Source organism: Yersinia vastinensis (genome assembly GCF_902726565.1).
Classification (GTDB): Bacteria; Pseudomonadota; Gammaproteobacteria; order Enterobacterales; family Enterobacteriaceae; genus Yersinia; species Yersinia vastinensis.
In genome coordinates, this window is the sequence record NZ_CACVAF010000022.1 from 16,224 (window position 1) to 30,586 (window position 14,363).

Here is a 14,363-nt window from a genome sequence, read left to right on the forward strand (position 1 = left end):
GTTACTCCATCATTTTTTCAATCGGTAAGACCAGAATGGAGCTGGCACCCAGCGCCTTCAGTTTTTCCATGGTTTCCCAGAACAGTGTTTCGCTACTCACCATGTGCATAGCCACGCGGCTCTTATCACCGGCCAATGGCAGAATGGTAGGGCGTTCAGCCCCCGGTAGTAGGGTAATTATCTCGTCCAGACGCTCACTCGGAGCGTGCATCATTATGTACTTAGATTCACGTGCTTGAATTACACCTTGAATTCGGGTCATTAAGCGGTCAATGAGCTGCTGCTTTTCAGTCGGCATTTCACCATCACGCTGAATCAGACACGCTTTAGAGCGATAAATGACTTCGACTTCACGCAGGCCATTGGCTTCCAGTGTGGCGCCGGTTGATACCAAATCGCAGATAACATCAGCCAAACCAGCACGTGGGGCAACTTCGACAGAACCGTTCAATAAGCAAGATTTGAACGTCACGCCTTGCTTATCAAGATATTGTTTTAAAATGTGTGGGTAAGAGGTGGCGATGCGTTTATTTTGCAGGCACTGCGGGCCGGTGTACTCGGTATCAAGTGAGGCGGCAAGTGACAAGCGGCAGCCACCGAAATCCAGACGACGCAAGGTGAAGTAACGAGGATCTTCGCCCTGAGCGCGGCGGCTCAGTAACTCTTCTTCCAGCACGTTTTCCCCAATAATGCCCAGATCAACCACGCCATCCATCACCAACCCTGGGATATCGTCATCACGTACACGTAGGATATCAATTGGCATATTTTCAGCAAAAGCGATCAGGCGCTGTTGTTGTAAATTGATTTTAATCCCGCAGCGCGATAGCAATTCATGACAATCATCACTCAGGCGGCCTGATTTCTGCATCGCAATGCGCAAACGTGTTTTATCTAGCATGGTAATCCTCTTAACTCATTAATTTAATTTTATAAAATCGTGGACAACAAAAAAGCCCTCGGAAGATAATCTTCCGAGGGCTTTCTCTATTGCGTTCTACGCCACCTGGAAGATTCGTTAACCGTCTTCCAGCACACATCGGCCTGCAAGACTAGTCAGGATGATGGTGATGATGGTGATTAAATTGAACGCGATTCATAGTAGCTTCTCTGTTTGGGCTTTCTTACATAGCTAAAATAGCCATATTTGGAACGTGCCATAATTTCTGTCAATCAACGTAAACCATTAAGCGGGTAGGGCGCAACCTTTTTTTCATTGAGCTGTTTTATTTCAAAGTAAGTGCGGTACGTTATCTGCTGATTGTGCCTTGTCTTTCGGTGATTATCTCCTCTATTTTGGATAATTTAAGCAGAAAGTTATTACGGACGACTCTTGTGCCGATGAATGAAAAACTGGCATGTTTTATGAAAACTCCAGCCGTTTGTGGAAGCTAATTGGGTCTGCATGCCAAAGACTTTGCTGCCACAATGGATGGGACGGTCTAACAGGGTGGCGCGGCTAATATTGCGGTGCTGAAACTGGGCGAAGAAGGCCAGATAAATAAGCATGCCAATTTCTGGGGGAATGGTGGCCAACAGGTTGGCAAGGTACATCCTCATAGTTCAGTTATATTGATTATTTGATATGAAGGATGGATTTTCTATATAAGTAAATACCTATTAGCATGACTATAACGCCGGTTGAGAATAAATATAACAATGAATTTACATTTCCAGTCTGATAATTTGGCATTCCAAACAGATCGGTTTCCATAAAATAGCTTCTTATAGATTCAATACAAAGTAAAATCCCGCAAACAATGCCTGATGTGCCTAAATATCTTGACGGGTTCTTCATAAACAGTTCAAAGGTATTATTTGAAAAAAACATATTGTGCTCCATATTTTAAAGTAAACGACAAAGTGTACTTAATTAGCTGAGACGACTTCCTTTATAGAGTCTGAAGCTTGTATATATCTGCTCTCCAGGCGTTACATACAACGAATTAACGTGAAAAAATGAATCTTTATAGCAAGATAAAACGACTGAATTGTCAGTCAGTTAGATACTCAAAATCCACATAAATGTATAACAAGATCATCAGCAAATTTATTGAGCGCGGACATTATTTATTTTAATCATATTCATTATATTGAGTGTACTATCAACCTAAAAGGGATTTTTATGAGAGTGTTCACTAAACTTAACATTTTATCGACCATTGCTGGAACAACAATATTTTTTCATTCTCCTTTATATGCCACTGATACAGTTAAAAATTATAAATACTCATTATCAGACGGAATAGATATTTGTCTTAAGAAAGTTAAAGAAAAGCTTGGTGATGAGACAAAGGTTTCAACATTAAGTACATTTTTTTCTTCTGGGGGGGAAATTAAGTCCCGTAGTACTAAGGAGCCGCAAGGTGCGATGACGACTTGTAGTGTCTCTTACCTGAACCCGGAAAACGCGAATAGATTGTTAAACATGCGCATGGATACTCGAACCGGTGAGTTTCAAAGCCCACGCCAGGTAGAGATCCGCGTGAGTGGTGATTCATCAAAATTCAACCTCAATAACTACTTAATTTCTCTTGATAAAATTGATATGTCGTCGCTTCCCGCGTTCATGGCAAGTCAGGAGAAAAAGTTGAGTGAGCATTACTCAACATTTGCCTGGACCGGCGTCCGTCTAACCAGTCCGGGTACCTTTAGTAATAAGCATCAGTTGCGTGTTGACGTGGGAGGGCGGCTTGCCGTCAATGACATATTAGATACCGGCTATGCTGAACTCTCAGTAGATGGTAAGACAGTCAATAAAAATCGACTAGTCAAGTAAGGGGAGTTGTAATCTATATTCCTCAAGGGCGGTTAATTGGATGGACACCCACCTAACTTGAGTTTTGAAGAACTACGGCTTAAGTCCCTTGCCAATCTAGGTAAGTTGACGAATTCCCAGATCGTTATAAAATCAGCCGCAGCCATCAGAGTATGGCTGCGGTAGATCTTTCCTTTGCGCATATCCTTAGAGAAATCAATCAGATTACTCAACAACAAGTCAATACCATGGTATGGCAATTGTTAGCTTTTAATTATTGGCGTAAGTTTAGGGTGAAGCCATTCTGGAGATGATGACAATGAAAAAGGTATCGATTATAGGTCTTGGTTGGTTAGGCCTGCCTTTAGCGCAATCACTGATTCGCCGTGGTGTTCAGGTGGTAGGGAGTAAGACAACACCCGATGGCGTTGATGCTGCCAGAATGAGTGGGATTGATTGTTATCAATTGCAACTGACACCGGAACTGATTTGTGAACCGGATGATTTGGCACAACTGATGTCGGCCGATGTCCTGATTATCACCTTGCCAGCCAGTCGTTCCACTGACGGTGGCGCGCAGTATTTTCAAGCGGTGCAGATGGTGGTCGATAGTGCACTAGCATTTGGTGTGCCGCGCATTATTTTCACCAGTTCCACCTCGGTTTATGGCGATACCCGTGGCCGTATCAAAGAGAGTTCGCCGTTGCAACCGGTAACCACAGCAGGCAAAACCCTAGAGGAACTCGAACTTTGGCTGCACAAATTGCCAAATACTTCGGTGGATATCTTGCGGCTGGCCGGGCTTGTGGGGGCCGATCGCCATCCTGGGCGTTTCCTCGCAGGCAAAACTAACGTGAAAGGTGGTTCGCAGGGGGTGAATCTGGTGCATCAGGAAGATGTCATCTCCGCAATCGAGTTGCTGCTTAATTTGCCAAGAGGCGGTCATATTTACAATCTGTGTGCGCCAATGCACCCGCGTAAGCGTGACTTTTATCCTGCTTGTGCACGGGCTTTGCAATTGACGCCGCCCGAATTTGCACCTGACGATATTGAAGAGCCCATCCGTGAGATCGATGGCAGTAAGATTTGCAGCGAGTTGGGATTTGAATATGCTTATCCTGACCCCGAAAGAATGCCTTTAAACTAATGATATCAAATGGCTAGCGGTGCTAAGTGCCGCTAGCCATTTGACTCAATACACCGTTAAGTATCATCGTTTCTGATGAATATAGGTCAGTGCCAAGGCCATCGCCAATACCAGCCCTTTGATGATATCCATCGCATAATAAGGCACTGACAGCATAACTAACCCGTTTTGCAGCACCCCTAGAATCACGGCACCAATGAGAGTACCAATAGCATTAGGCTTGCCTGAACCTGCCAGTGAAAAACCAATATAAGCTGCTGCCACAGCATCCATCAGGTAACCACCGCCAGCATTGACTTGCGATGAGCCTATACGTGACGCCAATAGAATCCCGCCTAGCGCCGCCAACAGTGACGAAAACACATAGGCCAGTACTCGATAGCGCACGGTGCGGATCCCCGCTAAACGGGCCGCTTCTGGATTACCACCCATGGCATACATTCGTCGGCCATGTTTGGTTAGTGACAAATACAGCTGCACTATAATCGTGACGACCAACATAATTATCACGATTACAGGTACTTGTCCCAGCGCTGAAAACATCTCAGGAATGACGCCTTCCGCCATGTCGCCATTTGGCAGCAACATATTCTGCGTGATAGAGCCGCCGTAGCTGTAGGTCATCGCTACACCCTGAATCACAAACAGGCTGGCAAGGGTCGCGAGCATGTCGGGGATTTTCAGTACCACAATCAGAAACGCGTTAAATAACCCCACCAGAGTACAAATCAACAGTGTCAGAATGATAGCCCCGGTGGTGCCAAAGCCGTACCAGACAAACAGCGACATCACAATGGCATTAGCCAGTGAGGCGGTAGAACCGACCGATAAGTCGAAACCACCAACGGACAGTGAGATGGACACACCGATGGCAATCACTGTAACAATAGCGATGGACCGCAAGATATTGATGATATTGTTTGGATCAAGAAAATTGTCTGATGCCAAGCCAAATAACGCGATCAGCGCCACAACGGTGAGTAACATCCCCCATTTGTAGAGAAAATCAAACAGCTGGTGACGCCATGGCTGCGCGTCCGGCAGGGATATTTCTTTACTCACTGAGGGGTTCCTCCGGTTGAAAATAGTAATAATGTTTCTTCGTCGATATCTGCGGCATTTAGCTCGGCGACAATACGCCCATCCCACAGCACGCAGATACGATCACATAGACCGACCAATTCTGAAAATTCACCGGACGCATAAATAATGCCTTTTCCCTGCTGGGCCAATCCGTCAATCAGAGCGAACAGATCCTGTTTGGCTTTGATATCCACCCCTTTGGTTGGCTCATCAAAAATCAACACTCGTGCATTACCGCGCAACCACTTACCGATAGCCACTTTTTGCTGATTTCCGCCAGATAAACGGGCCAGTTTTTGTTGCGGTGATGAGGTGCGAATCCCCAAGCGCTGGATTAACTCTTTAGCCCAACTCAACTCTTGACGACGGCTAAAAAGACTCCAGCGAGAAAAACTGTCATCAGCGGCGACACTGAGGTTCATCGGAATGCTTTCGTGAATAAAAATACCTTCTTTACGTCGCTCTTCCGGTACCAGTGCCAGCCCTTGTAAAACTGATTTTTCAGGTGAGCGGGGCTTCCAGGCTTTCCCTTGTAATTCACCTTGTTCAACCCGACTGGGCGTGGCGCCAAACAGCGCTTTGCACAATTCGGTTTTGCCCGCACCGGCTAACCCAGCAATGCCTAAAATCTCTCCTTCATGTAGTACTAAGGAGATATCACGCAGTTTATGTTGATCATGTAGCCCTCTGACGGATAGCAGAGTTTTATGGCTAAATGTTGTCCGTCGAGGAGGGAAAATATCATCCAAAGTATGGCCGAGCATCTTCTCTACAATTTGCTCACCCGTCAGATCGCCCATCACATCATGGCTGACACGGCGACCATCACGTAGCACCGTGAGTTGATCGCAAATTTCACGCAATTCATGGATACGATGTGAAATGAAAACAATGGCCATCCCTTCGGATTGCAAACGACGAACAACACGAAACAGGCGCGCACTCTCTTCTTGATCCAGTGGCGCGGTGGGTTCATCCAAAATCAGAAAACGGCATTGGTGGGATAGTGCGCGGGCTAACAGCACTTGCTGTTTCTCCGCCAATGTGCAGGATTCAAGCCGTTGGCGCACATTCAGTTTAAGATCAAGCTGGTCGAGCAAGGCTTCAGCTTGACGGTAAAGTTGCGGCCAGTTAAACAGATGCCCACGTTCCGCCAGCGTATCCAGCATAATATTTTCTGCGACAGACAGGGTGGGGATTAACGCAACATCAACCTCTTGTTGAACCACATGAATACCGTGCTGCTTTGCTTGCCGAGGAGAATGAATATCAATCTGCTGACCGTCAATATAGATTTCACCGCGATAGTGGCTGTGGGCACCGGAAAGAATCGCCATCAAGGTCGATTTTCCTGCACCGTTAGCCCCCACTAACGCATGGGTAGAGCCGCCTTCTAGCGTGAAATCAACTTGTTGTAGAGCCTGAAATCCAGAAAACGAGATAGAGATATTCCGCATCTCAAGGCGGGAGGAGGAGGCGCTGGACATATATTTCTGCAACTGCCCTATAAAAGTTTTGTAACGAATCAGGCAGTCAATAATGCTGCGGTAGTCCTCTTTTTTAACACAGTTTCGATAATTCGCAACAAACTAAAATAGTTAAGGTATATCAAAAAATTATTAAACAATGGAGGGGATGCCCTTAAGATGGAAAACACTGCTGACATCGCAACGTGTAATAAATAATGAGCTAAAAGGAATAGTGGCATGAGCACCAATGCAATCCGAGTGCAGGTAGGGCCTGCAAATTATTTCTCTTTCTCCGGTGCTATCGATAAATTGAGTGAATTTTATCCTCAGGTGGCACTAGATAATGCACTGTGGATTTACGGCGAGCGCGCATTGGCGGCAGCAGGGGATTATTTGCCTGCTGCGTTCCATAGCCCACACGCAGTACGCGCGGTATTTTCCACCCATTGCAGTGAGTCGACGGTCGCCGATTTGGTACAAAAAGCGGGGCGTGACCGTCAGGTTGTGATTGGCATTGGTGGCGGGGCTGTATTGGATACGGCAAAAGTGGTCGCACGTAAATTAGGGGTGCCGTTGGTGGCAATACCCACTATTGCGGCGACTTGCGCGGCATGGACACCGCTTTCGGTCTGGTATAACGATGCCGGGCAAGCACTAAATTTTGAGATTTTCAAAGACGCCAATCATCTGGTGTTGGTTGAACCGCGCATTATTTTGCAAGCGCCCGTGGAATATCTGCTGGCGGGTATCGGCGACACGTTGGCAAAATGGTATGAAGCGGTGGTTCTCAGCCCACAACCAGAGACGTTATCATTGACGGTGCGCTTAGGATTACAAGCTGCACTGGATATTCGTAATGTGCTGTTAAAGCAGAGTGAAGCGGCATTGCAAGCAGTTAGACAGGGCGAACTGACGCAAGATTTTCTTGATGTGGTGGATGCCATTATTGCTGGTGGTGGCATGGTTGGCGGGTTAGGCGAGCGTTATACTCGTGTGGCTGCGGCACATGCGGTACACAATGGACTGACGCTGTTGCCACAAACCGAGCATTTTCTCCACGGCACCAAAGTAGCCTACGGGATTTTGGTTCAAACGGCATTGTTGGCGCAGGATGATGCATTGCAATCGCTGATTATCGCTTTCAATAAATTAGGCTTGCCGACACATTTAGCAGCTTTGGATGTGAATATTCATGACCGTGATGCTATTGAGCGAGTTATTGGCCGAATTCTGAAGCCGGGAGAGTCGATCCACTATCTGCCTGTTGAGTTGAATTCAGACAAAATGTGGGCAGCAATTGAGCGGGTGGAGATTGCCGCTCAGCGTAGGTAGCACGCGGGAATAGCCGTTTAGATCAAGGCCGAATAATATTATCGTTTCAAGCTGTTTAACATCTTGTTTTTTGATCTCAAGTTAGGGCAAAATACGCCCTATGCAATAACCGACGTTTAAACGCGTCGGTTATTTTTTTGCATTCATGTTTTCACAAATCAAGAGGCCGGACAACGATCCGGATAGATAAACAGGTTCGCGAGCGATTATTCACATACGAAAATCGCCGTTATGAGGAAAGAAAGATGGGGCAATTATTCACACTGGCGCCGGTGCCCACCGGTATGCGCTGCACATGCAGCGATTATGGCGCAACAGGTATGGCAAATACCCGTTACACCGCTCTCGTTTCCCCACTTACGTATCCCAGGCAGATACGAAGTTTCCCCGTCACCTCTGACCTGCGAGCCACACTTGCAAATCGGGTTAAAGGTATGGGGAGGCTGAATCATGACGCATAATGCAACTGTTGCAGTCGGCACCAATCAAACTGGCGCAAATAACCGCGTTCAACTCAGAAAAACACTGACGTTGGTACAAGTGGTCATGATGGGTTTGGCTTATTTACAGCCGATGACCATTTTCGATACTTTCGGCATTGTATCCGGCCTGACCGATGGTCATGTCGCGACGTCTTACGCCATTGCGTTAATTGCCGTGCTGTTCACGGCCATCAGCTATGGCAAATTGGTTAAGCGTTTCCCTTCTGCGGGTTCGGCTTACACCTATGCCCAGAAATCCATTAGCCCGAATGTAGGCTTTATGGTGGGTTGGTCATCACTACTGGACTACCTGTTCATGCCGATGATTAACATTCTGTTGGCAAAAATTTATCTCGAAGCCATTTTCCCGGGTGTGCCATCATGGATTTTTGTTGGCGCACTGGTCACCCTGATGACGCTGTTTAACCTACGTGGCATCAATGTGGTGGCAAACTTGAACTCCATCATTGTGGTGGTTCAGGTGGCTATTATGGTGGTCTTCATGGGGCTGCTGATTCATGGTGTTTATCAGGGGGAAGGTGCGGGCACATTGGTTAGCCCACGTCCGTTCTACTCTGAAAATGCACATTTGGTGCCAATGATAACCGGGGCCACGATACTGTGCTTCTCATTCCTTGGCTTTGACGGTATCAGTTCGCTGTCTGAAGAAACACCGAATGCCGGTAAAGTGATCCCGAAAGCGATTTTCCTGACGGCGCTCATTGGTGGCATCATCTTTATTGTGGTGTCTTACTTCTTGCAGCTCTATTTCCCGGATATTTCGCGCTTCACAGATCCTGATGCGTCGCAGCCAGAAATTATGCTGTTTGTGGCGGGTAAATTCTTCCAGTCAGTGATTCTGTGTTTCTCTTGCGTCACCGTATTGGCATCCGGTATGGCTGCGCATGCGGGCGTTTCTCGCTTGCTGTATGTCATGGGGCGCGATGGGGTGTTCCCAGAGAAAGTGTTTGGTTACGTGCATCCGAAATGGCGTACTCCGGCCATCAACGTATTGTTGGTAGGGGGCGTGGCATTGTCCGCTATTTCCTTTGATTTGGTGACGGCAACGGCATTGATTAACTTTGGCGCGTTGGTGGCCTTTACCTTCGTTAACCTGTCGGTGATTTCACAGTTCTATATTCGTGAGCGCCGTAATCGCACGTTTAAGGATCATTTCAGCTACTTGATTCTGCCGATGATTGGGGCAGGGACAGTCGGTGTGCTGTGGATGAATCTGGAAAGCAGCTCAATGACATTGGGCTTGGTGTGGGGAGCAATTGGCCTGTTGTATATGGTCTGGAAAACCCGTGCTTTCCGTCAGGCATTGCCGCAATTTAATGGCGAACTGGCACAGTAATAACCTGTCATTACTAATGAAAACGGAGCCAAATGGCTCCGTTTTTTTATTGGTCAATCATATGCGACGGCTAACTCACCAAGCCTCTGGCATAGTCAAACAGGGCTTTCAGCAGTGCTAACTTCTCTTTATCATCTTCATACTGGTTATAGAATTGCTCGAGTTGCAGCACGTAATCTTGCACTCGCTCAGGGCTAAGTGCTTCACGGCGATGTTCTAACCAGCGCTGCTGTTCACTATCCGTTAAAGTGTTCGGATAGTTGCGGGCGCGGAAACGGAAGAGCAATGCCTCCAGCCGGGGATCTTGGAATGTTAAATCCAGCGCAGGCAGGTTTTGCGGCTCCGTTTGCAGAATAATTTTCATAGTGGCGCGGTCAGCATCGCTGAAAAAGCCGTTATACAATTGAGCATCCACATCATCAGACGCCGTAAAAGCATCGGCTTGAGCAAACAGCGCGACCACTTTTTCGCGGATTTGCGGGTTTTGCCGTAGTAATTGCAGATTTTCCAAGCAGCGATGACGATCGATGCCCAAGCGTTCGGCGTTCTCTGCCAACAAGGTTTTGGCAGGGGCCAGCACTGGGCATTTGTTGATATGGACCAGTTTTAGCGGCACTGCAGCATCTTGTGCATTGAGTTTATCGCGACGGGTATATAATCGTTCGCGCAGAGCATCGCTATCGAGTTCCAGTAATGGCGACATATCTCCAGCCAAATCACACATAATCACTGCATTTTTATTCTCAGGATGCCATGCCAGCGGTGCCACCCAACTGGTATTACCGCGTGCCGCTCCAAACATTCCTGAGACATGAACCAGTGGTGTCATGTTGGCAATATCAATTAATGCATTTATTTTATGCTTACTACGATGTTGGTACAGGTAGTCGAATAGCCGTGGTTGTGCCTGCTTAACCAACTTTGCCATGGCGATGGTGGCGTGCACATCAGACATTGCATCATGGGCGTGTAAATGTTCGACGCCATTGGCTTTGGTCAAATGTTCCAATTTAAAACTTGGCAAACCATCTTCATTCTCCGGCCAGATAATGCCTTCTGGGCGTAGGGCATAGCAGGCACGCATCACATCGAGCAAGTCCCAGCGAGAATTCCCCCCTTGCCAGCTATAGGCATAAGGATCATAAAAATTACGATAGAAAATATTGCGGCTAACTTCATCATCAAAACGAATATTGTTATAACCGAGGATGCAGGTGCCAGGCACATTGAATGCCTGATGGATTTGGCGTGCGAACTCGGCTTCATTGACCCCATGAGCTAAGGCATGTTGCGGAGTAATGCCTGTTATCATCACGGCTTCGGGTTGCGGCAGGTAGTCATCTGCGGGCTTGCAGTAAATCACCAGTGGTTCTTCGATGATGTTGAAATCCAAATCGGTACGCACCCCGGCGAACTGTGCTGGCCTATCCAGTGCAGGGCGCTGACCAAAGGTCTCATAATCGTGAATGTAGAAAGTTGGTTGCTTATTTTTATCTGACATTATTCGGTTTAACCCTTAATCCACTATGGTCATGCTGTATGGCAGGCCTATTTTTGCCGGAGATAACTTATCCGTAGCGACCCATGACATTGGCTTAAGAATACCATTTCAGGTCAGGGAGACGTTAATTTTGTCATGATTATCAGCAATACCCACAATCTTTTAAGACGCCAAAGGGCGGCTGCAATGATTGAGTCATGAATGAAGATTTATTTTGCAACGATTATGTTTTTCTCTAAAAGTACCGATCTAACTCATATTTACCTGTCGTTTACTTAGCTATTCATACAATTCACCTACTGAATATTATAGTAGGACTCATGGTGAAAACACTTCTGTTAACCGGTGCCACGGGCTTTCTAGGCGGCGCAGTATTAGAAAAGTTATTGTTAGAGAATTCGGATTTTAATTATTTATTACTGGTACGGGCTAATACACCGGAGCAGGGCGTTATTCGTATTCGAGAGAATCTCGCAAAATTCTATTTACCTAATGCATTGCTGAATAAAATAAATGTCAGTCATATTTTATTAGGCGATTTGGCATTGCCGGACAGTTTTATTAATGATCCGCGCATCGACGGTGTGACGCATGTTATTAACTGTGCTGCTGTTGCATCATTCGGTAATAACCCATTAATTTGGAAAGTGAACGTCGACGGCACATTGGCCTTTGGCAAAAGAATGTCACAAGTTATTGGTTTACAGCGATTTATTCATGTCGGCACCGCCATGTCTTGTACGCCAGATGCAGATACTTTAGTCAATGAGCGGATATTATCCACAGAAGATGATGCACACTTAGTGGAATACACTAAATCAAAGTCGGCCATCGAACGTATGTTGACTGAACAATGCCCAGCATTACCTTTGGTCTTTGCTCGTCCTTCCATTGTTGTTGGGCATACCCGCTTGGGTTGCCAGCCCTCAAGCAGTATTTTCTGGGTATTCCGCATGGCATTAATGCTGCGCAAGTTCATGTGTTCATTAGATGACCATATTGATGTTATTCCGGTTGACTACTGCGCCGATGCTTTACTGTGTATTTTGCAACATCCCAATTTACCCGAGAATATTTATCATATTTCTGCCGGAGAGATGGACAGTGTCAGTTTTGCTGAAATTGATCAGGCTATGTCTTTCGCCGCCAGACAAAAACCCGTGGGGACGGATTATTGCCAAGTTGAATACGGTGTCTTGGTGCAGATGAGGAAGCAACTTAAAGGGATTTTTGGCCCTTGTAATGAGCGCCTGATGCTAAAAGCTATGCGTTTATATGGCTCTTTTGCCATGCTAAATGTGCGTTTTAGCAATGAACGATTACTGAGTTTAGGTATGCCACGCTCACCTCGTTTCACCGATTATATCGCTCGTTGTGTAGAGTCCAGCTCCGGCATGACTATTGCGCAACAAATGGCGGTTGATTTTAAATAAGTTGGTTTCCCCGTCTGGTCGCGACCTGCGGGGAACTCATTTTTATCCTACTCCCCTCTATAAACGCCTACCGACGACACGCCGCTACGTTGGGGCATTTTTAACGTGCTGCAGCCGGTAATAATTGAGCTAGACTTAGGGCTTAGTGTCTTATTGGATGTAGATATTGCGTGCGCCTGAATAAAAAAATATCACCATTGGATAACTTGATTTATACCCATTACCGGCTGACGCACGCTTTGCGTATTACGCTGGCTTTTATCCTAACCTTCATGATTATTCGGTTGTTGGCCGTTCCAGAAGGCACTTGGCCACTGATCACTTTGGTCGTGGTGATGGGGCCGATATCTTATTGGGGCAATGTATTATCCCGCGCGATGCAGCGTATTGGTGGCACAGTTTTTGGCGCAATATCCGGCTTAATAGCCCTTTATCTTGAATCGTATTCACTGATATTTATGTTGGCTTGGTGTGGAGTTGTGATGTTTCTGTGCGGCTATCTTACGTTGGGTAAACGGCCATACATGGCTTTACTGATTGGTATCACACTGGCCGTCGTGTGTGGTTCCGCGCCGGGGGATATGAATACGGCACTTTGGCGTAGTGGTGATGTGATTTTTGGTTCATTACTGGCATTGGTTTTTACCAGTATCTACCCCCAGCGCGCCTTTACTCATTGGCGCATGCAAATGAGTGACAATTTGCGTGCAATTAGTCAAATCTACGCGGCGTATTTGTCACCGAATGTTGTTGAACGCCCGCGCTTAGAAGCTAAATTAAAAGCTGCATTGAATCAATCAGTGAAAATGCGCGCTCTGATTGCACCATCCAGCAAAGAATCTCATATTGATAAGGATATTTTTGAAGCGATCCAAACATTAAGCCGTAATCTGATATGTACTCTAGAGTTGTTGGTAGATGCTTATTGGTCGTCACGAGAAAGCCACTTTATTATGCTTAATGCTAAAGGGTTACGTAGTACGCAGCTGATGACAATTCGCTCTTTGAACACATTAAGTGACAGCTTGCGAGATGGCTCACCGGCGCGTGAGCGCGAAGTGGCTGCCGAGTTGAGTGAAATTGCGAACGAATTGAAATCACTGATGTTGGCTGTTACGCAGGAGCAGCAAATAGAAACCCCGATTTATGGCTATGTATGGCTGAGTATGGAGTTGACCAAACAGCTTGAGGAATTAGATGATCTGATTAATATGACCTTGCGCAGGTGATCAATTGAAGCTTAAGACAGATGAAATTTCTGTCTGGCGAGTAAAGCAGGTAAGATAAGCCTATGGGTCTGATCACCAGCAATTGAATTTGTGTAAAACTTAAGTGAAGGTGTAAAAATGGATAATGCAATTAAGCCGACTTTCCAGGACGTTTTGGAGTTTGTGCGTATGTTTCGTCGCAAAAATAAGTTGCAGCGTGAAATCGTTGATAACGAGAAGAAAATCCGTGATAACCAAAAACGCGTTCTGTTGCTTGATAACCTGAGTGATTACATCAAACCAGGGATGAGCATTGAAGAGATTCAGGCCATTATCGCTGATATGCGTACCGCTTATGAAGATCGTGTCGATGAGTACACCATCAAAAACGCCGATCTGTCTAAAGAACGCCGTGAACTGTCGAAGAAACTGAAAGCGATGGGCGAAGTGAAGTAATATTTTCACCCGCAGATAGCACAATTAATAGAAAGGCTGGCAATCAATGCCAGCCTTTTCTTTGTGCACAGAAAACCTCCAGCTAGGCTGGAGGTTCCGTAAAGCTTTCAGCTTTGAATCAGTTATAAAAACCCCTT

General features: G+C 46.3%; 14 protein-coding genes and 1 other annotated feature. Of the genes, 8 read left to right on the plus strand and 6 right to left on the minus strand.

Annotation, left to right across the window (positions count from 1 at the left end; genetic code table 11):
• Window position 1 precedes the first annotated feature (1 nt).
• The 3 genes from hisG to HUZ92_RS20340 all read right to left on the minus strand — a co-directional run bounded on the left by hisG (window position 2) and on the right by HUZ92_RS20340 (window position 1,554).
• Window positions 2-901: an ATP phosphoribosyltransferase gene (hisG, locus tag HUZ92_RS20330; protein WP_050098543.1), complete on the minus strand. Its 900-nt coding sequence runs from the start codon at window positions 899-901 to the stop codon at window positions 2-4.
• A gap of 46 nt (window positions 902-947) precedes the next feature.
• Window positions 948-1,077, minus strand: a sequence feature (His leader region).
• A complete protein-coding gene (hisL, locus tag HUZ92_RS20335; protein WP_002231208.1) occupies window positions 1,053-1,100 on the minus strand; it encodes a his operon leader peptide in 48 nt (15 codons plus the stop codon). Its footprint overlaps the feature before it by 25 nt.
• 220 nt (window positions 1,101-1,320) lie before the next feature.
• Entirely contained in the window at window positions 1,321-1,554 is a 234-nt protein-coding gene (locus HUZ92_RS20340) for a hypothetical protein (RefSeq protein ID WP_174846882.1), read from the minus strand.
• A gap of 571 nt (window positions 1,555-2,125) precedes the next feature.
• Between HUZ92_RS20340 and HUZ92_RS20345 the strand changes: the two genes are divergently transcribed.
• Both HUZ92_RS20345 and HUZ92_RS20350 read left to right on the plus strand, forming a co-directional pair.
• Window positions 2,126-2,779, plus strand: a complete 654-nt coding sequence (locus HUZ92_RS20345) for a hypothetical protein (protein ID WP_050140724.1) — start codon at window positions 2,126-2,128, stop codon at window positions 2,777-2,779.
• 298 nt (window positions 2,780-3,077) lie between these two features.
• Window positions 3,078-3,905, plus strand: coding sequence for an SDR family oxidoreductase (locus HUZ92_RS20350; protein ID WP_050098537.1), 828 nt, complete (start codon window positions 3,078-3,080; stop codon window positions 3,903-3,905).
• Window positions 3,906-3,968: 63 nt separating this feature from the next.
• On the opposite strand, the gene HUZ92_RS20355 is transcribed toward HUZ92_RS20350, so the two are convergent.
• Both HUZ92_RS20355 and HUZ92_RS20360 read right to left on the minus strand, forming a co-directional pair.
• Window positions 3,969-4,967 (minus strand): ABC transporter permease, encoded by a 999-nt coding sequence (locus HUZ92_RS20355; RefSeq protein WP_050098536.1) that lies wholly within the window; start codon window positions 4,965-4,967, stop codon window positions 3,969-3,971.
• Window positions 4,964-6,475, minus strand: coding sequence for a sugar ABC transporter ATP-binding protein (locus tag HUZ92_RS20360; protein ID WP_145579885.1), 1,512 nt, complete (start codon window positions 6,473-6,475; stop codon window positions 4,964-4,966). Before HUZ92_RS20360 ends, HUZ92_RS20355 begins: the two co-directional genes overlap by 4 nt.
• A 219-nt stretch (window positions 6,476-6,694) precedes the next feature.
• Here HUZ92_RS20360 and HUZ92_RS20365 point away from each other — a divergent pair, with 219 nt between their 5' ends.
• The 3 genes from HUZ92_RS20365 (at window position 6,695) to HUZ92_RS20370 (ending at window position 9,628) form a co-directional block, all read left to right on the plus strand.
• Window positions 6,695-7,789, plus strand: coding sequence for an oxidoreductase (locus HUZ92_RS20365; RefSeq protein WP_145579884.1), 1,095 nt, complete (start codon window positions 6,695-6,697; stop codon window positions 7,787-7,789).
• Between the two features lie 245 nt (window positions 7,790-8,034).
• Entirely contained in the window at window positions 8,035-8,250 is a 216-nt protein-coding gene (locus tag HUZ92_RS20990) for a hypothetical protein (protein WP_050098532.1), read from the plus strand.
• Complete coding sequence (locus HUZ92_RS20370) at window positions 8,240-9,628, plus strand: APC family permease (RefSeq protein WP_050098530.1); 1,389 nt, start codon at window positions 8,240-8,242, stop codon at window positions 9,626-9,628. The genes HUZ92_RS20990 and HUZ92_RS20370 overlap by 11 nt, the downstream gene beginning before the upstream one ends.
• Before the next feature lie 70 nt (window positions 9,629-9,698).
• Here HUZ92_RS20370 and sbcB read toward each other — a convergent pair whose 3' ends face one another.
• The gene (gene sbcB, locus HUZ92_RS20375) at window positions 9,699-11,129 is read right to left on the minus strand and encodes an exodeoxyribonuclease I (protein WP_050295471.1); all 1,431 of its coding nucleotides are present in this window, start codon (window positions 11,127-11,129) and stop codon (window positions 9,699-9,701) included.
• A 323-nt stretch (window positions 11,130-11,452) separates the two neighbouring features.
• Between sbcB and HUZ92_RS20380 the strand changes: the two genes are divergently transcribed.
• From HUZ92_RS20380 to tmaR, 3 genes are all read left to right on the plus strand, one after another.
• A complete protein-coding gene (locus tag HUZ92_RS20380; RefSeq protein WP_050098649.1) occupies window positions 11,453-12,562 on the plus strand; it encodes an SDR family oxidoreductase in 1,110 nt (369 codons plus the stop codon).
• Window positions 12,563-12,732: 170 nt separating this feature from the next.
• Window positions 12,733-13,791, plus strand: coding sequence for an FUSC family protein (locus HUZ92_RS20385; RefSeq protein WP_050098523.1), 1,059 nt, complete (start codon window positions 12,733-12,735; stop codon window positions 13,789-13,791).
• Between the two features lie 117 nt (window positions 13,792-13,908).
• The gene (tmaR, locus tag HUZ92_RS20390) at window positions 13,909-14,226 is read left to right on the plus strand and encodes a PTS system regulator TmaR (protein WP_004711143.1); all 318 of its coding nucleotides are present in this window, start codon (window positions 13,909-13,911) and stop codon (window positions 14,224-14,226) included.
• Window positions 14,227-14,363 lie beyond the last annotated feature (137 nt).